The organism is Bacillus sp. SW14, from assembly GCF_047608225.1.
Lineage (GTDB): Bacteria > Bacillota > Bacilli > Bacillales > Bacillaceae > Bacillus > Bacillus subtilis_G.
Genome location: NZ_JBLKRW010000001.1, coordinates 3,424,701 through 3,442,358, shown reverse-complemented (window position 1 = coordinate 3,442,358; position 17,658 = coordinate 3,424,701). Strand labels below are relative to the sequence as shown.

The 17,658-nt window shown below is 46.4% G+C and carries 16 protein-coding genes and 1 pseudogene; 11 read left to right on the top strand and 6 right to left on the bottom strand.

Annotation, left to right across the window (positions count from 1 at the left end):
- Positions 1-71: 71 nt before the first annotated feature.
- From catD to ACMX2I_RS17560, 7 genes are all read left to right on the top strand, one after another.
- Positions 72-476, top strand: coding sequence for a DoxX family oxidoreductase CatD (gene catD / locus ACMX2I_RS17590; RefSeq protein WP_414957708.1), 405 nt, complete (start codon positions 72-74; stop codon positions 474-476).
- Between the two features lie 17 nt (positions 477-493).
- Complete coding sequence (locus ACMX2I_RS17585) at positions 494-1,351, top strand: VOC family protein (protein WP_414957706.1); 858 nt, start codon at positions 494-496, stop codon at positions 1,349-1,351.
- A gap of 117 nt (positions 1,352-1,468) precedes the next feature.
- Positions 1,469-2,671: a sensor histidine kinase gene (locus ACMX2I_RS17580; protein ID WP_414957704.1), complete on the top strand. Its 1,203-nt coding sequence runs from the start codon at positions 1,469-1,471 to the stop codon at positions 2,669-2,671.
- Positions 2,668-3,330 (top strand): two-component system response regulator LnrK, encoded by a 663-nt coding sequence (gene lnrK, locus ACMX2I_RS17575; RefSeq protein WP_414957702.1) that lies wholly within the window; start codon positions 2,668-2,670, stop codon positions 3,328-3,330. Before ACMX2I_RS17580 ends, lnrK begins: the two co-directional genes overlap by 4 nt.
- Positions 3,331-3,473: 143 nt before the next feature.
- On the top strand, positions 3,474-4,409 hold the full coding sequence (gene lnrL / locus ACMX2I_RS17570; protein ID WP_414957700.1) for a linearmycin resistance ATP-binding protein LnrL: 936 nt from the start codon (positions 3,474-3,476) through the stop codon (positions 4,407-4,409).
- A gap of 12 nt (positions 4,410-4,421) precedes the next feature.
- Positions 4,422-5,612: an ABC transporter permease gene (locus tag ACMX2I_RS17565; protein WP_414957698.1), complete on the top strand. Its 1,191-nt coding sequence runs from the start codon at positions 4,422-4,424 to the stop codon at positions 5,610-5,612.
- Between the two features lie 14 nt (positions 5,613-5,626).
- The gene (locus ACMX2I_RS17560) at positions 5,627-6,784 is read left to right on the top strand and encodes an ABC transporter permease (RefSeq protein ID WP_414957696.1); all 1,158 of its coding nucleotides are present in this window, start codon (positions 5,627-5,629) and stop codon (positions 6,782-6,784) included.
- A gap of 37 nt (positions 6,785-6,821) precedes the next feature.
- On the opposite strand, the gene ACMX2I_RS17555 is transcribed toward ACMX2I_RS17560, so the two are convergent.
- Both ACMX2I_RS17555 and padR read right to left on the bottom strand, forming a co-directional pair.
- Positions 6,822-7,421, bottom strand: coding sequence for a GNAT family N-acetyltransferase (locus ACMX2I_RS17555; RefSeq protein ID WP_414957694.1), 600 nt, complete (start codon positions 7,419-7,421; stop codon positions 6,822-6,824).
- Between the two features lie 50 nt (positions 7,422-7,471).
- The gene (gene padR, locus ACMX2I_RS17550) at positions 7,472-8,020 is read right to left on the bottom strand and encodes a transcriptional regulator PadR (RefSeq protein ID WP_222143824.1); all 549 of its coding nucleotides are present in this window, start codon (positions 8,018-8,020) and stop codon (positions 7,472-7,474) included.
- 274 nt (positions 8,021-8,294) lie between these two features.
- Here padR and estB point away from each other — a divergent pair.
- Both estB and ACMX2I_RS17540 read left to right on the top strand, forming a co-directional pair.
- Positions 8,295-8,926: pseudogene (gene estB, locus ACMX2I_RS17545) on the top strand (esterase EstB).
- Positions 8,927-9,146: 220 nt separating this feature from the next.
- The gene (locus tag ACMX2I_RS17540) at positions 9,147-10,235 is read left to right on the top strand and encodes an acyltransferase family protein (RefSeq protein ID WP_414957693.1); all 1,089 of its coding nucleotides are present in this window, start codon (positions 9,147-9,149) and stop codon (positions 10,233-10,235) included.
- A gap of 36 nt (positions 10,236-10,271) precedes the next feature.
- Here the strand turns inward: ACMX2I_RS17540 and ACMX2I_RS17535 are convergent, their stop codons facing one another.
- Together ACMX2I_RS17535 and ACMX2I_RS17530 are read right to left on the bottom strand one after the other, a co-directional pair.
- On the bottom strand, positions 10,272-10,889 hold the full coding sequence (locus ACMX2I_RS17535) for a TetR family transcriptional regulator (protein ID WP_289346718.1): 618 nt from the start codon (positions 10,887-10,889) through the stop codon (positions 10,272-10,274).
- Positions 10,855-12,108 carry an MFS transporter gene (locus tag ACMX2I_RS17530; protein WP_414957691.1) on the bottom strand — a complete coding sequence of 418 codons (1,254 nt, stop codon included), beginning with the start codon at positions 12,106-12,108 and terminating at the stop codon, positions 10,855-10,857. Before ACMX2I_RS17530 ends, ACMX2I_RS17535 begins: the two co-directional genes overlap by 35 nt.
- 123 nt (positions 12,109-12,231) lie before the next feature.
- Here ACMX2I_RS17530 and bstA point away from each other — a divergent pair, with 123 nt between their 5' ends.
- Positions 12,232-12,768: a bacillithiol transferase BstA gene (gene bstA / locus ACMX2I_RS17525; RefSeq protein WP_414957689.1), complete on the top strand. Its 537-nt coding sequence runs from the start codon at positions 12,232-12,234 to the stop codon at positions 12,766-12,768.
- Here bstA and ACMX2I_RS17520 read toward each other — a convergent pair.
- Both ACMX2I_RS17520 and ACMX2I_RS17515 read right to left on the bottom strand, forming a co-directional pair.
- Positions 12,765-14,321, bottom strand: coding sequence for an MFS transporter (locus ACMX2I_RS17520; RefSeq protein WP_414957687.1), 1,557 nt, complete (start codon positions 14,319-14,321; stop codon positions 12,765-12,767). The two genes, bstA and ACMX2I_RS17520, sit on opposite strands and share 4 nt — an antisense overlap.
- A 110-nt stretch (positions 14,322-14,431) precedes the next feature.
- A complete protein-coding gene (locus tag ACMX2I_RS17515; protein WP_087992603.1) occupies positions 14,432-14,914 on the bottom strand; it encodes a MarR family transcriptional regulator in 483 nt (160 codons plus the stop codon).
- Positions 14,915-15,085: 171 nt separating this feature from the next.
- Here ACMX2I_RS17515 and mprF point away from each other — a divergent pair, with 171 nt between their 5' ends.
- The gene (gene mprF, locus ACMX2I_RS17510; RefSeq protein WP_414957686.1) at positions 15,086-17,656 is read left to right on the top strand and encodes a bifunctional lysylphosphatidylglycerol flippase/synthetase MprF; all 2,571 of its coding nucleotides are present in this window, start codon (positions 15,086-15,088) and stop codon (positions 17,654-17,656) included.
- The last annotated feature ends 2 nt before the right edge of the window (positions 17,657-17,658 follow it).

The window sequence follows — 17,658 nt, the reverse complement described above, 5'->3', positions numbered from 1 at the left end:
TGACGTAAATAAGTTATGTATATATACTAACTTACATTAAGTAACTGATAACATTTATCAAGGAGGATAAAATGAATAATTCATTTGAAATTGGCACATTACTTTTAAGAGTTATGACAGGTATTATCTTTTTTGTTCACGGTTTATCAAAGTTTCAGGGAATGGAGGGCACCATCCAATTTTTCGGCAGCATAGGCCTTCCAAGCTTTATGGCGTATGTCATCGCAGCAATTGAACTCGTTGGCGGCGTGCTCGTCTTCTTCGGATTGGCTACACGTATTGTCGGTGTTCTGTTTGCTCTCACGCTGATCGGAGCCATCATCACAGTCAAGCTGAAAGCGCCTTTCATGGGCAATGCGGAATTTGATTACCTTCTGCTTTTGACATCCATCCACCTGGCGCTTTCAGGAAGCCGTTTCTTGGCACTGGATCCATTTGTGTTTAAAGGAAAAAAGAGCGAAAACGTAGCAGCATAAGAAAAGAGGCATTCAGCATGACCAGCATTCATGATGATACAAATATTGGCTATGTCAAACTCACAATCCGCAGTCTGGAGCGTTCTCTTCAGTTCTACTGTAACGTCATCGGCTTTCAAGTCTTACAAAAGACGGATCGGCAAGCTGAATTAACGGCTGATGGAAAACGCGTACTGCTTATTCTTGAAGAAAATCCGAGCGCCGTCGTCTTGCCTGAACGGTCTGTGACGGGCCTATATCACTTTGCGATTCTTCTTCCGAACAGAAAGGAACTTGGTATCGCGCTTGCCCGGCTGATTGACTATGGTATTGCGATCGGACAAGGGGATCATGCAGTCAGCGAAGCACTCTACCTGTCTGATCCTGATGGGAACGGCATTGAAATGTACGCTGACCGCCCCCGCAGCACGTGGCAGCGTGATCGTGAAGGAAACTACGTCATGACGACAGCCGCTGTTGACATCGAAGGTCTATTGGAAGAAGCCGGAGATGAGCGGAAAGCAGCGCTTCCGAACGATACAATTATCGGACACATTCATCTGCATGTCAGTGATTTGAAAGAAGCAAAAGCGTTTTATACAGATGTGCTGGGCTTTGACATTGTCGGGAACTATGCGGGCATGTCTGCTCTCTTCGTTTCAGCCGGAGGCTACCATCATCATATCGGCTTAAATATTTGGGCGGGAAGAAACGCGCCGCCTAAACCGACAAATGCCAGTGGATTAGACGATTACACTGTTGTCCTGCCTCATCAAGAGGAACTGGATCGAGTGGCAGACCGAGTCAAACATGCCGGATATTCGATCGAAGAAATGGAAAACAGCTTCCGTGTGAAAGATCCTGTTTCCGGCGTCCATATTATGTTTGTTAGTTAACTGTAATCTCCTTGCCGAAAAAATGGCAGGGGGATTTTTTGATTTCCAGAAACTCCTGTCAAAAATACCTTGAGGCAGGTATGATAAGAAGGGAATTGGGTAACGGGAGTGATGAGCGTGAAGGCTCTGTTTTTTACGAGAATGTTCACCTTGATGGTGAGCTGTTTGATGTATCTGTCCATTGTGAAAGAGAATAACAGGTTTGAATATGCATTTATAGCAATAGGTGCTGCTGTGTATGCAGCCAATCATTTTTTACAGAAGCCAGAGACAAATGCAATTTGGTTTTGTTTAATTGATATCGCGGTCGGCTTTTCGTTCGGATTTATCTTTCCCGGCACGGGTTTATTCATTATCATGCTTTGTCCGGTTGCAGTCGCCTTTTTTCTGTGTGGGTTTCATAAAAGAACCGGTTGGTCTGTCTTATGTCTATGCTCTATTTTGTTTTTGATCGTCCTCATCCGTACATATTTGATGTTCGGTAATGAATCTGTCATCGATCATTTGTCGAGCATGACATTCGTCGTCTTCTGCGGAGTCGTCGGCAAATTAATCCGCAAGCTGCTGGATGCGCAGGAAACGGCAAAACAGCAGTATCAGGAATTGACGGAATCCCATCTGGCGCTGTCTGCTGCGCACCAGGAGCTGCATTTATATGCGAAGCAGGTTGAAGAGCTGACTGCCATTTACGAGCGGAACAGAATGGCAAGGGAAATCCATGATACAGTGGGGCATAAAATGACGGCGCTTCTCGTCCAGCTGCAGCTTCTGCGTGAATGGCAAAAAAGAGACGGCCAAAAAGCTGAGGAGACGGTCGGGGTATGTGAAACGCTTGCCCGTGAAGCGCTTGATGATGTCCGCTTATCAGTGCGCACTCTGCAAACGGAAAATGCTCCTTCGGTCATCGATTCACTAAAACAGCTGACAGAAGACTTTTACAAAAATGCGGGCGTCACAACCGAATTTGCGGTCAGCGGCGATCCGGCGACGATCCCGCTGTCTCTTCATCCGACTCTGGTCAGGACGGTGCAGGAAGCTCTGACCAATGCCAAACGGCATGGCGGCGCCACAGCCTGTTCGATCCAGCTTGCCTGCACAACAGACAGCATCAGCCTTGTCATTAAGGATGACGGAAAAGGAAATCCCGAGGCGATACTCGGCTTTGGTCTTTTGAATATGAAAAAACGGACAGCGGAGCATGGCGGAATGATCCGCTTTGAGAGCGAACGGGATCAAGGATTTACTGTAATCGCGGAATTTTCACTTGCCAATAAAAAATGGAGTTTCGGGCCCGCGCAGCAAAAGGAGAGTTTATCATGATTAAGATCATCATTACCGACGATCAGGATATCGTCAGAGAAGGCCTGGCATCTCTGCTTCAGCTTAGAGAAGAGCTTGAGGTGATCGCAACAGCGCGAAACGGGCAGGAAGCCTTCGAAAAGGCGAAAGAATTTGAGCCGGATATTGTGTTAATGGACATCCGAATGCCGGTGTCCAACGGAGTTGAAGGGACAAAACTGATTACAAGCTCGCTGCCCGGCGTAAAGGTTTTGATGCTGACAACCTTCAAGGATTCAGAGCTGATTGCGGAAGCACTTGAAGAAGGAGCGAGCGGGTACCTGCTGAAGGACATGTCAGCCGATACGATTGTCAAAGCGGTGATGACCGTTCAATCTGGCGGAATGGTGCTTCCTCCGGAACTGACTGCCCAAATGCTGAATGAATGGAAGCGTGAAAGACAGCTGAAAGGAATAAACGACAAAGAAAAACCTAAGGAGCTGTTCGACCTGACCGATCGTGAAATGGAAGTTCTGGCTGAGCTGGGGTACGGGCTGAATAACAAAGAAATTGCCGAGAAGCTGTACATTACAGAAGGCACAGTGAAAAATCACGTTTCGAACATTATCAGCAAGCTGTCTGTCAGAGACAGAACCCAAGCCGCCATCTATTCAGTCAGATATGGTGTATCTGTCTTTTGACATATGACATTCAGCATATACATTTCTCTGAAAAGGCCTTTTACAGGCTTTTTTTTCATGCCTTATGTTCTATCCGGCGCTACATGCCGCACGCCCTTCTTTTTTCTACAATGGCAATGGGATTAAAAAAGGAGTGAAACGACGTGCTGCAAGCAGAAAACATCAAAAAGGCCTATGGGAAAAAAAAAATCGTGAAAGGCATTTCTTTTTCCCTGCAAAAAGGGGAGTCGTTCGGGCTGCTCGGACCAAACGGCGCGGGGAAGTCCACAACCATCTCGATGATTTCCGGCCTCGTGCCGCATGATAGCGGGAATATCACAGTGGGCGGCTATATAATTGGCAAAGAAACCACCAAAGCGAAACAAAAAATCGGCGTTGTCCCGCAGGAAATTGCTTTATATCCGACGCTGACGGCTCATGAGAATCTTCTGTTTTGGGGGAAAATGTACGGACTTACGCATGGCGAGGCCAAAAAAAGATCGGCAGAGGTCCTTGAATATGTCGGCCTGACTGAGCGGGCCAAAGATAAAATTGAAACATTCTCAGGCGGGATGAAACGGAGAATCAACATTGGTGCCGCCTTAATGCACAAGCCTGAGCTGCTGATCATGGATGAACCGACTGTCGGTATCGACCCTCAATCGAGAAATCATATTTTGGAAACGGTGAAACAGCTCAATGAAACGGGCATGACGGTGATCTATACGAGTCATTACATGGAAGAGGTCGAGTATTTATGCGACCGGATCGGAATTATTGATCAGGGAGAAATGATTGCGATCGGCACAAAAACCGATTTGTGCAGCCGCCTTGGAGGCGATACCATCATTCAGCTCACGGTCAGCGGAATTGATGAAGCGTTTCTTTGTGCGATCCGTTCCCTGGCTCATGTGAATGATGTGACAGTACATGAGTCAGAGCTCAAAATTGGCATTGCTGCGGCTCATCATGAGAAAGTCGTCACCAGTTTGCTTGCGGAAGCCGCTGCCCATCATACAAACCTGCTGTCTCTTCAGGTGCAGGAACCGAATCTGGAGCGCCTGTTTCTGAATCTGACCGGCCGCACTTTGCGGGATTAAGGAGGGACGGCTATGAAAAAAAGCATATGGATCGCATGGAAGGATGTCAAAATCAGAATCACGGACAGAAAAGGGTTTATGATGCTTATCTTAATGCCGCTGATCCTGACCTGTATTTTAGGGGCAGCGCTTGGATCGGTTGTTGACGGAGGCAGCCAGATTGACGACATCAAAGTCGGCTATTTCCGATCAGGCCAGTCAGATGCAGCGAATATGTTTAAAACAGATGTGCTCAAAAAAATGAAGTCGATAAAGGTCACACAAGCCAGCAGTGAAGAAGAGATGAAGAAACTGCTTGATGAAAAGAAAATCGATGTCGGTATTGTTATCCCGAGCCATTGGGAAGCCGGCAAAACGTCAGCTTTTGTCTATGCTGACCCTGATCAAACATTAAAAAGTTCCATCATCGAAACAGCCGCCGGCTCTTTTATAGAGCAATATAAAGCGGTTCGGGAAGCCGCATCAGCCTCAATGGACTACGTCAGCAAAACGGCAGCTGTAAAGCAAGGAAAACTTGATCCTTCACAGATTGCAGAAAAGCTGGTAAAGACGCTTGAAAAAGAAACGGGTGACAAACTGACTATTGCGGAAAAATCAGTCGGCAACAAGGCCGTTACGAGTTTTCAATACTATTCCGCGGCAATGCTTTGCATGTTTATGCTGTTTCATATGACAGTCGGGGCGAAATCATTCTTACAGGAAAAGGATACGGAGACGCTTGCCAGAATGCTGATGACGCCTGTGCAAAAATACGCCATTCTCTTCGGAAAATGGCTTGGGACCTATCTGTTTGCCATCATACAATTTTTTATTTTTCTGATCGTCACGATCAATGTATTCGGTGTGGACTGGGGCGATAATCTGCTGTTTGTGAGTGTACTCGGGCTTTCATACGCTGCAGCTGTATCCGGCATTTCCATGCTGCTTGCGTCGTGCATCAGCGATATGAAATCGGCCGATGCGATAGGCGGCTTCGGCATTCAATTGCTTGCGGTTCTCGGCGGGTCCATGCTGCCGCTGTACCAATTTCCTGACTTCTTGCAGTCTGTATCCAAAGCGGTGCCGAATCGATGGGCGCTTGACGGCTTTCTTTCTTTAATGGAAGGGGGAGGCTGGGCTGACCTTCAAAAGCCTGTGCTTCTTTTTGCGGCGATCGGCCTTTGTTCGCTCGTGCTTGGTATCAGACGGCTTCATACAAGATAAGGAGGTACACCAAGGTGAAAAAAATCATAGCCATTTGCGGCATTGAGCTTTCTCTCATTTTCAAGAAGCGGCAGAACTATTTGATGATGTTTGCTGCCCCGCTTTTGCTGACCTTTGTATTTGGGGGGATGCTCGGCGGCAATGACGACAAGCTGCGGTTTGCGATCGTTGATCAGGACGACACGATTCTCTCACAGCATTACATTCGGCAGCTGAAGTCACACGATGATATGTATACATTCGAAAACATGTCTGAAAGCAAAGCGTCAGAAAAGCTGAAACAAAAGAAAATTGCCGGGATCATCATCATATCCCGCTCATTTCAGGCACAGCTGGAAAAAGGAAAAAATCCTGAGCTGATCTTCGGCCACGGCCCGGAGCTGTCGGAAGCGCCGATGGCCAAACAGTACGCGGAAAGCACATTGGCAAAGCTCAATATTCAAGTTGCCGCGGCGAAAACGGCAGCTCAGGCAGCGGGAGAGAACTGGAAGGCGGCTTATAAAACGGTTATCGCCAAAGATCACGAAGATGCAGCGCCAGCCGTAAAACGAAAGACGCTCAGCAATCAAAAAGAGGGTGCAGACGCAAGTGACACAGCTTCCAGAGCAGCAGGCTTTTCCATCCTGTTTGTCATGCTGACCATGATGGGGGCGGCGGGAACCATTCTTGAAGCAAGAAAAAACGGCGTCTGGTCCAGATTGCTTACAGCCTCTGTCAGCCGGGCGGAAATCGGTGCGGGGTATGTGCTGTCCTTCTTCGTCATTGGCTGGATTCAATTCGGCATCTTGCTTCTCGCTACCCATTGGCTGTTTGGCATCAGCTGGGGCAATCCGGCTGCGGTGATTGTGTTAGTGTCGCTTTTTCTGCTGACCGTTGTCGGCATCGGATTGGTAATTGCGGCCAATGTCAGAACGCCGGAACAGCAGCTTGCGTTCGGTAACTTGTTCGTCATCGCAACGTGTATGGTAAGCGGAATGTATTGGCCGATAGACATCGAGCCGAAGTTTATGCAGTCCGTTGCTGAATTTCTTCCGCAAAAGTGGGCGATGAGCGGGCTGACTGAGATTATCGCTAACGGTGCACACGTCACAGATATTCTCGGGATCTGCGGCATCTTGCTTGCGTTTGCGGCGGTTACCTTCGCAGCGGGGCTGAAAGCGCTCCGAGCGTAAAAAAGCATCTGCCTTCGGGGCAGATGTTTTTTTAGGATCATTTTGCTTTTTCTGTAAGCTTCAGTCTCTGTTCCAAATGTTGTTTCACGGACGGCCAGTCACTGTCGATAATGCTGTAAAACACCGAATTACGGAATGTTCCGTCTTTTCTGATCATTTGGTTTCGCAATATGCCTTCTTTGACTGCTCCCAGCCGTTCAATCGCCTTTTGCGATCTGACATTCCGCTCATCTGTTTTAAACTGCACCCGAATCGTGTTGAGCTGTTCAAAGCAATACTGTAACAGCAAATATTTGCATTCTGTGTTGACTGAGGTGCCCCACACTGAAGGGTGCAGCCATGTCCAGCCGATCTCAAGGCTCCTTGAAGCGGATGACATATACAGAAATCGCGTCGTGCCGACGATTTTGCCAGTTTCACGATGAATCATCACGAATGGAAATTCTGCTCCGGACGCTTTCATTTGCAGCGCTTCCTCTATAAAAGCCTCCATATCATGCAGTGTTGTAATCGTTTTTGGTAAATGGGCCCAGATGATTTCATCATTTGCAGCTTCATATAAACCTTGAATATGGCTTTTGTCCATTGGCACCACCCGGATCAGTTCCCCTGTTAATTCACGCAATGTCACATTCATCGTTCGTCCCCCCGCATAAAGTATGGGAACAGCCTGAAGGCCGCTCCCGATTAATCCCCATCTATTATCGCTAAAATCGATTCCAGCCAAGAAACGTAATTTTTCTCCCGCTCCAGCGCTTTCGTCAGCACGAGATAGTGCCCGAAGTCCGGTGAAGTAAATGACATCGGCTCCGCTGAAACCATAAGCTTTTCATAGCTTTCCTGCAAATCAGACAGCTTGGCTTTGCGTTTTCGCAGCTGGTCTGTGAACAAATCAGAAGCCTCCTGCCGCGATAGGGAAGAAATGAAATAAGCCTTCAGCATAAATTCATCCTTCACCGTCTCCGGTATCGGCTGATGACGGATCAGCCAGTCATGCAGCTCCTGCTTTCCGCTGTCTGTCAGAGTGTACATCTTTTTCTCCAGCTTCGTGCCCTGAATCGTTGTCCGGAACGTGATAAATCCTTCTTCCGTCAGCTTTTTGAGCTCAGGGTAAATCTGGCTGTGCTTGGCGCTCCAAAATTGGCCGAGCTCCTCTTTAAAATAACTCGTAATATCATAGCCGCTCAATTCGCCTTTTCGCAAAAGCCCTAATATGGCGTATTTTAATACTCTCATGCTATCCTCCGTGTCTATGGCTGTTTCATAAAAAAGATGAGCCAGCGCTCACCTGTGATCCTAACTGCCTATTCCCCTTATTATAGAAAAGGGAGGAAGGGAACACAACCCGGTCTGCTTGTAAAATAAAGATAACAGGTAATATGAAATTCATCTCCCTCAATCATATCAAAAGGCTATGCTCAAATTTGATTTTTCTGAAAAATATTAACAATATTGATTTTATATATATAAGAGGAAATTGGTGGTATCAATTTTTTAAGGGGGAATGAATGTGAAAAAAGTACTTATTGCATCTGTCATCTGTTTATCGCTGATTCTATCTGTTCTAGCCGCTCCGCCGTCAAGCGCAAAAGCTGAATCAGTGCATAATCCTGTTGTTCTTGTTCATGGAATAAGCGGTGCCTCATACAACTTTTTTGCTATTAAAAACTACTTAATTTCTCAAGGCTGGCAAAGCAACAAACTGTATGCAATTGATTTTTATGATAAAACAGGGAACAATCTAAATAACGGCCCGCAGCTCGCTTCATATATTGACCGTGTTTTAAAAGAGACGGGAGCCAAAAAAGTAGATATTGTGGCTCATAGTATGGGAGGCGCACACGCTGTACTATATTAAATATCTAGGCGGGGGCAACAAGATTCAAAATGTCGTAACGCTTGGAGGGGCTAATGGTTTAGTGTCATCTGTTGCGCTGCCAGGTACAGATCCTAATCAAAAAAATTCTCTATACATCTATCTACAGCCTAAATGATCAAATCGTAATCAATAGCTTGTCTCGATTACAAGGAGCGAGAAACATCCAGCTTTATGGCATCAGCCATATTGGCTTGCTTTCGAATAGCCAAGTGAACGGCTATATCAAAGAAGGTCTGAATGGCGGAGGCCTCAATACAAATTAATATCATCCTAAAAAAAACCTGCCGTCTCCGTGACAGCAGGTTTTTTGGATTCTCTTAGCAATTTCGTCTGAGAAAGATACACCAAAAAGTCAGAGGTTTTTATGGACGTAGTCAATAATACATACGCCAATTTATGACATCAGCCACTTTTTTAAATAGAGCAGACATGTTAAGGTACAACCAACGATTTCTAAAAATTTGAAATAAAAGGAGCGCTGTTATGCAAATTAAAGAAATTTTTATGATCCGTTGCATTTCGTGCTTATGTGTTGTCCTGCTCCATATCATTTCAATGGTCCTGATGCTTCAGGCAGAAGCTCTCGCTAATATTTCTCACACTATAGATTCTTTTCGCACACTCCTGATGTTCAGCACGCCTGCTTTCATTTTCATCTCTGAATTTTTGCTGGCCCGTTCTTATCCTGATGGGGTTCCGGACGGTTTTTTAAAGAAACGGGGAAAAGTGATTTTCGTTCCTTTTTTATTTATCGCGTCTATTGACGCACTGTTGATGACCAGTGCGATGGGAGGAGAGGTGACCTTTCTCGCGTTTGTGCAAAAATACCTGGCGAACGTATTGTTGGGAAACTTTATCGGATACTTTATTCTCGTTATCTTTCAATTTTACATTTTGCATATAATTTTTCACGAGCATTTGAAAAAAGCATCGCCGAAATGGGTGCTGTCCATCTCATTTGTGGTGACAGCCGCTTATTTAAGCTATTTCTCAGCAGTCAGCCCGGCTCCTGCTTCTGAAGAGGGAGGGGCGTTTCCGTTCTTCTGGGTTCCGTTCACAGGCTGGCTTTTCTACTTTTGTCTGGCCTACTATTGCGGAAAAGAGTACAAGCGTTTTTTAGCGCTGCTGAATCAATACCGCCGGGTGATATACGGCGCCGCGCTAGCTTCTGCTGCGCTGGTTGTCACTGTTTCTTATGGCGGAGAAACCGGCATGATCAGTTCGAAACGGCCTGATATTATGCTGTATTCGACAAGCATGATTTTCCTGTGCTTTCACTTGTTTTCTAACATGAAGCATGTGCCGAAAATCGTGATGTTTATCAGCAACTATTCCTTTTCGATTTATCTTCTGCATGCCTATTTTATGATCATAGGCTATGTTTTGTTTACAAACATGCCAGGAATTCCTGCCGTACCTGCTGTTCTTCTGTTGTTTGCCGTGTGCACAGCCGGCCCGATCCTGACCTCATGGGCATTGAATAAATTCAAATACGGTTATTTATTTGTGGGGAAGGTCTATCAGCCAAAACAGAAGAAAGCAATAGTAGAAGTGGGTGATCACGCAGGGTAAAAAAACACGGCAGGAGCCTCTCTCCTGCCGTGTTTTTTATTTCTCATCCACTTGCAGTACCGTTTTGAAATATAATTTTGCAGATTCAGCAAGTCCAGATACATCAGCCTTTTCCTCATCAAAATAAAGCGCGTTCTGGATGATGCCGTCATTCATATTGAGGAAAAACTTCGCAATCGTCGCCAGCGGCTGCAGAGGCTGAAATTCCCCCTGGTCGATTCCTTTTTGCAATAGCTTTGAAAACCTTTCTACAAAAAGATCATATCGTTTCTCCAAATACTGCCGCCGCTCTTCATTGCGCCAAGCTGTCACTAAATATTCAAACTGCACCGGCGCCAATGTATCCGCTGCATCAAGCAGGCCATCAGCCAGTTCATCCAAGTAGCTGGAAATGGCGGCCCAAACGCTTTGGTGTTCAGCTGATTCATCAAGCTTCTGGAGCCCTTCATCAAGCCCGGCTTCAATGATGCGGCGAAACATCTCCTCAGTGCTTGAAAAATAAAGATAGACACCGCCTCGGCTAAAACCTGACTCTTCCACAACGTCTTTCATTGTCGTTAATTCGAATCCTTTTCGTTTAAAAACGGTTTTGGCAGCCTCTAAAATCTCGGCCTGCCGTTTATCCTTGTGCTCCTTTGTTACTTTCGGTGACAAGATATCGCCTGCTTTCTGCAATTTTCTTACCTACAAGTGTAATCAACCCAACCATGATCAGCAAGCAGCCGCAGACAAGAAATGCAAGTGATACACCGATCCATTCCGCCAGTACACCCCCGCCCGCCATGCCGAGGATGGAGGCGAGGGTCGTCGCGCTCTGAATGGCGCCAAACACTCTGCCGCTGTAATCGACAGGCACTGTTGTCTGCACGAGAATTTGAAATGGAATATGGACAAGACCGAAAGCCGCTCCCATGATGAAAAAAGCGAAAATAAAAAGAGCAATGCCGGCAATTCCCATTCCGCTCAGAAATGGCACGCCTCCAGTTGCTAGTCCAAGCAGAAAGGTCCCAGCTGAGAAATAAAGAAAATAAGAGGTGATTCGCCGTCTGCCGGCAATTGCCGCCGTAAGGAGCATGCCGGCTCCGCTGACGGCCATGCACCAGCCTGCAAGCTCAGGCGGAGCGCCTGAAAAAGAACGGATAAGAATGATCGCCTGCGAATCACCAATCTGCAAAACAAAGAGAACAATACAAGCGGTGAGCAAGCCTGTTAAAAGAAGCGGCACCCGTTTCATAAACTGAAGGCCTTCTTTTATAGAAGCGAGTGCCGATGTTTTTTCTTGAGGTGTATGGGCTTTTGGTAAAAAAGCATCTTTGGGGAGAAAAAACAAAATAACAGCGGATAGAAGAAAGGCGCCGGCGTTGATATAGAAAACAGAATGAATAGAGACTGTGCCGATCAGCATGCCGCCGAGGGCAGGACCGAAAATTTTAGAGCTGTTATCAATGATGCTGCTGACGGAAACGGCCTGCTGAATGTGCGCTTCTGGAGTCAATTCCTTAAGCTTCCCGTTTTTAGCAGGTGAAAAAAGTGAAGAAAAACAGCTCTGGAGGCTTAGCAATACGTAAAGCTGCCAAAGCTCACTGACATAAACGCAGCTGATAACGGTGAGGGCACGGCCGATTTCAGATAGAAACATGATCGTTTTTCTGTCAAAGCGGTCGGCAAGCAAACCCGATACCGGACCGAGTACAATGACAGGCAAAACGAAGGACATCATCAAAAATGACATATCTAACGGTGAAGCGTGAAGCTGAAAAGCGGCTAACGTTAGCACGGCCAAAATGTGAAGCCAGTCTCCAAGTGAAGAAATGGTTTGCGAGGCTAACAGTGTTATCAGCCCTTTTTGATTGCGAAACAACGGTTTTTCCATGATTTATCCTCCTGTTTAATAAAAATGACACTAGTGTCGTTTTTATTGTATGAGAAATAATCGCAAGATACAATCTTTTTCTTGTAAAATAAAGGAGAAGATGAATCAGAAGGGAGAACGTACATGACTATAGCCAATCTAAGCTACCCAATTGGAGAATACAAGCCGAGGAAATTCGTATCGAAGGAGCAAAAAGCAGAATGGATTCAAGCCCTTGAAGAAGTGCCGGCAAAACTGAAACAAGCCGTTGAAGGCATGACGGACAGCCAGCTTGACACACCGTACCGGGACGGGGGATGGACCGTTCGGCAAGTTGTTCACCATCTGGCTGACAGTCATATGAACAGCTATATTCGATTTAAACTGAGCTTGACGGAAGAGACACCGGCCATCCGTCCATATGATGAAAAAGCGTGGTCGGAGCTAAAGGACCCGAAAACAGCTGATCCGAGCGGTTCACTCGCACTTTTGCAGGCGCTTCACGGGCGATGGGCGGCTCTTCTTCGCACCCTGACGGATCAGCAATTTCAATGTGGTTTTTATCACCCCGACACAAAAGAAATCATGACCCTGGAGAACGCACTGGGGCTGTATGTCTGGCACTCACATCATCATATCGCCCATATTACGGAGCTTTCCAAACGGATGGGGTGGTCTTAACGCTTTTGCCGGCGGAAAGCCGGAAGAGTCATAGTGGCAATCACCAGCAGTGAAATCACAGCCGCCGCTGCATATAAATGATCATAGCCGCTGGCGACACTCGCGTGAATGGCATCGCTTATCGCGGTTTTGACTTCAGGCACGGGAATGCGTTCGATTTGTGCTTGTAAAGCAGAAACATCAGAACTGTCGATCTTCGGAATCGCTTGCATCGCCGTTTCTGATTGTCCGCTATCCGATAAGCGGTTTTTGATTTCATCACCGATTTGGTCAAAAGCGGCTGTGATAAAACCTGCATAAAGAGTAGGCGCCAATGTCAGTCCGATTTGCCTCACCAATGAAAGCGTGCCAAGCGCTGTGCCTTTATTCGTTTTCGCCGCCTCTGATACAAGGACGTTTAGCGGGGCGCCTAACAGAAAGCCAAAACCGATGCCTGCCGCCACACTAGCGATTACAAACTCCCATTTCTCCGTCACCCAAAGCGGAAATAAAGCAAATCCCGCACATGAAATGATTCCCGAAAGAATAACGGTTTTCACCGGACCTTTTTTGTCGGTGAGCGCTCCGCCGAGCCAAGCGCCGATTCCTGAAGCTAACGCAAGCGGTGTCATCCAATAGCCTGCTTTTACAGCAGGGACACCCAAATACTGCTCAACATATGACGGGATAAAAATGACCGCCGCCAAGAGTCCGCCAGATAACAAACCGATAATAAGCGTGCGCTGAAACATGTGGTTGCGCAGCAGAGAATACGCCAAAATCGGATCGCCCCCGCGCATTTCAACCCGCCTTTCAAACAAGATAAGCCCTGCAAAACAAAGAATGCCAAAACCAATACATCCATAAACCTCTAGATCTCCCAAGCTTTTTAAGAGATTTGCCCCGTCAAGATTCGTCATGCCGTACATCACAGCTAAAATCGACAGGGATAGAAGGAGGATTCCCGCTGTATCAAGGCGTTTAGCTTCAGGCGCTTTTGTTTCTGCAATAAAACATGCACCGAAAACAACCAATAACACGGCAATCGGCAGATTAATCAAAAACAGCCAATGCCAAGATCCGGTCCAGTCAAGCAGAAAGCTTCCGATATTCGGCCCGAGAACAGCGGCCATCCCGTTCATCGCACCAAGCAGCCCAAGCGCCTTCCCCTGTTTTTCTTTTGGAAGAGTAGCGAGAATGTGTGAGCTGCCGATAATGAAAATCCCGCCGCCCCCAAGCGCCTGAATCAGCCGTGAGATCAGAAAGAGCGGGAAGCTTTGGCTCAAAGCAACAAGCAAAGAACCAAGTCCGAACAGGCAAACCTCAATGAGAAAGAGTTTCTTTCTGCCGTAGCGATCGGAAAGCTTTCCGACGATTGGCACACTGACGCTAAGGCCGAGCGTATAAAGGGTAATGCCCCACGACCCCCAGGAAGGAGAAACGGCAAACGATTCGTTTATCGTTGTTAAAGCTGCCGAAATAATTCCATTATCCAGCGCAGCCATAAACACACCGATGGTAAACAGGCTGATCGCCCACTTTTGGCTTTTCTGCTCTACCGATGCTTCAGACATATTCATCAACCCCTTTTTATTCACTTTGAATATATTATTCATTCATAATGAACTAAATGTCAAATAAAAAAAGCCTGCTTCCGCGGTTTGCGGAGGACAGACTTAAAAATTTATTCTTTTTTCACTTTCTCTAATGCTTTTGAAAGGATAGAAAGCCCTTCGGAAACAGCCCGCTTTTCTTCAGGAGACAGCAGTTCCAGGGAACGCTTTAATTTCAGGTGGCCCTTTTCATAAAGACCACGAAAAATATTTTTTGCATTCTCAGTCAACTGAACAACTACTGAGCGGCGATCCTCTTCAGAATGTGAGCGTTTGACAAACCCTGATTTCTCAAGGCGGTCAAGCAGCCCTGTTGTATTGGACAGGGAAGCCCCCATTTTTTCAGCAATGTCGCTTACTTTCAGTGTTCCATGGTTGTTTAATAGCATCAGCACTTTCATTTGCGGCATGCTCATATCCAGCTTCATCCACTCGGACACGTCACCGAGCCCGGCAGAGGTTAAGACTTTCATATAAAGCACCCATATTTCCCGTTCCTCAGATGAAAGAATGTTTTCGTTTAATACCGTTGTATCGTGTAAATTATATTCCATTTTATCACTTCCTCATCATTCGCTCCTCTTACCATATTACTCGATTTTCACTCCCGAAAGAAAGTGAGCAGAAACCGCATGCGGGACTTTGTCCGAAAAATAACGGTAGTGTATAATGAGTGGGAGATTATTAGGGAAGCAGATTGAACTAGAATATGATTGGAGAGACCATTGCTGATTAAAAAGAATGCTTTATCCGTTTTAAAAATTGTTTTTCCTATTGCGGTTTTACTATTTGTTATTTATCAATCAAAAAAAGAACTGACAAATCTGTCATTCAAACGCACGCTCATGGTCATCAACGGCCTGGAACGTACGGACTTATTTATCCTTGTATTGGTCGGCTTGCTGGCTGTTGCGGCCATGTCGCTGTATGATTACGTCCTGAAATACTCACTGCGCCTTTCGATTACAAACGGAAAGGTATTCAGGGTTTCCTGGATCGCCAATTCATTTAATAATGTGCTCGGGTTCGGCGGTTTAGCCGGAGTCGGGTTAAGAATGATGTTTTATAAAGAGCATACGAAAGACCATAAGGCGCTCGTAAAAGGAATCGCCTGGCTTACATCCTCAATGCTTCTCGGGTTATCTGTTTTCAGCATTTTCGTCGCCGCACGAGTGCTGCCAGTGGATGAAGTGATTCATGAAAAGCCTTGGCTGTGGGCGGTCATTATCGGTTTCGCGCTGTTATTGCCGCTATCACTAGCGGTTTCTAAAATAAAAGGCCGTAAAACCGGAGACGAAGAAAATGCGGACAAAGTGAAAAATCCGATTTTCGCTTATATCGGCGCTTCCGTTGCCGAATGGCTAATGGCTGGAGGCGTCATCTATCTGTCTTTGTTCGCCATGGGCATTCATGCTGATATCCGGTATGTGTTCGGGGTATTCGTCATTGCGGCGATCGGAGGGATGATCAGTCTCGTGCCGGGCGGCTTCGGCTCATTTGATCTTTTGTTTTTGCTCGGGATGGAGCAGCTTGGCTATCATCAGGAGGCCATTGTGACATCTATTCTCTTGTACAGGATCGTCTATTCATTTATCCCATTCGGTCTGGGATTGTTCTTTGCTGCCGGCGACCTGACCGAAAATACAATGAGACGGCTCGAAACGAATCCGCGCATCGCACCGGCAATTGAGACGACAAACGTTTTGCTTGTCGTCCAGCGGGCGATATTACTAAGAATTTTGCAGGGCTCGCTTTCCCTTATTGTGTTTGTTGCCGGGCTGATTGTACTGGCTTCAGTATCTTTGCCGATTGACAGGCTGACGGTTATTCCGCACATTCCGCGCCCGGCCCTTTTGCTGTTCAACGGCCTGTCCTTAAGCTCAGCGCTTATATTGCTGATTTTGCCGATCGAGCTTTATAAACGGACAAAACGCTCCTATACGATGGCGATTACAGCGCTTGTGGGCGGTTTTGTGTTCAGCTTCTTAAAAGGACTCAACATCAGTGCGATATTCGTACTGCCGGTGATTATTGTATTGCTTGTGCTATTGAAAAAACAATTTGTTCGAGAACAGGCATCCTATACGCTCGGACAAATGATTTTCGCTGCAGCGCTTTTCACTGTGGCGCTCTTTAACTATAACGTCATTGCAGGTTTCATTTGGGAACATATGAAGAAGGTGATGCGCCACGAATATTTCGTCCACAGTACCTCGCATATTACCTATGCAACCATCATGGCGATCATCATTGTGCCGCTGTTCTTCTTTTTATTTACAGTGGTGTATCATAAAAAGACAAAACCAATCGGGGAAAAAGCTGATCCCGATCGCCTTGCTTTATTTTTAAATCAAAATGGCGGGAACGCGCTGAGCCACCTCGGCTATCTTGGAGATAAGCGGTTTTATTTTTCAAGTGATGGGAATGCACTGCTTCTGTTTGGGAAAATCGCTAGAAGGCTGGTCGTGCTCGGCGATCCATCAGGCCGAAGAGAATCGTTCCCGCTCGTGCTGGAAGAATTTCTGAACGAAGCGCATCAAAAAGGATTCAGTGTTCTGTTCTATCAAATTGAACGAGAGGACATGGCGCTGTATCACGATTTCGGCTATAACTTCTTTAAACTGGGCGAGGAAGCCTATGTGGATTTAAATACATTTACCTTGACCGGGAAGAAAAAAGCCGGTCTTCGGGCAATCAATAACCGCTTTGAGCGGGAGGGATATACCTTCCATATCGATCATCCCCCATTTTCTGATGCGTTTTTGGAGGAACTGAAACAAATCTCGGATGAATGGCTCGGCTCGAAAAAGGAGAAGGGGTTCTCGCTCGGATTTTTTGCTCCTTCATATTTACAGAAAGCGCCGATCGCCTACATGAAAAATGCAGAAGGAGAGATCGTTGCCTTTGCAAATGTCATGCCGATGTATCAGGAAGGGGAAATCTCAGTCGATCTGATGCGCTACCGTGATGACGCCCCGAACGGCATTATGGACGCATTGTTCATCCGCATGTTTTTATGGGCGAAGGAGGAAGGCTGTACGTCGTTTAACATGGGAATGGCGCCCTTGGCCAATGTCGGCACCGCCTTTACATCCTTCTGGTCAGAAAGATTTGCCGCTGTCATTTTTAATAATGTCAGATACATGTACAGTTTCAGCGGGCTCAGGGCCTTTAAAGAAAAATATAAACCGGAGTGGCGCGGCAAATACTTGGCGTACCGGAAAAACAGATCTCTTTCTGTCACCATGTTCCTCGTTACGCGGCTGATCGGTAAAAGCAAAAAAGACTCCGTCTAACC

Coding starts and splice junctions, on each gene's coding strand:
- ACMX2I_RS17540 (WP_414957693.1), top strand. CDS start 9,147: ATGCAAATTAAAGAAATTTTTATGATCCGTTGCATTTCGTGCTTATGT.
- bstA (WP_414957689.1), top strand. CDS start 12,232: ATGACTATAGCCAATCTAAGCTACCCAATTGGAGAATACAAGCCGAGG.
- ACMX2I_RS17520 (WP_414957687.1), bottom strand. CDS start 14,321: ATGTCTGAAGCATCGGTAGAGCAGAAAAGCCAAAAGTGGGCGATCAGC.
- ACMX2I_RS17530 (WP_414957691.1), bottom strand. CDS start 12,108: ATGGAAAAACCGTTGTTTCGCAATCAAAAAGGGCTGATAACACTGTTA.
- ACMX2I_RS17515 (WP_087992603.1), bottom strand. CDS start 14,914: ATGGAATATAATTTACACGATACAACGGTATTAAACGAAAACATTCTT.
- ACMX2I_RS17565 (WP_414957698.1), top strand. CDS start 4,422: ATGAAAAAAAGCATATGGATCGCATGGAAGGATGTCAAAATCAGAATC.
- catD (WP_414957708.1), top strand. CDS start 72: ATGAATAATTCATTTGAAATTGGCACATTACTTTTAAGAGTTATGACA.
- ACMX2I_RS17555 (WP_414957694.1), bottom strand. CDS start 7,421: ATGAATGTGACATTGCGTGAATTAACAGGGGAACTGATCCGGGTGGTG.
- ACMX2I_RS17585 (WP_414957706.1), top strand. CDS start 494: ATGACCAGCATTCATGATGATACAAATATTGGCTATGTCAAACTCACA.
- padR (WP_222143824.1), bottom strand. CDS start 8,020: ATGAGAGTATTAAAATACGCCATATTAGGGCTTTTGCGAAAAGGCGAA.
- lnrK (WP_414957702.1), top strand. CDS start 2,668: ATGATTAAGATCATCATTACCGACGATCAGGATATCGTCAGAGAAGGC.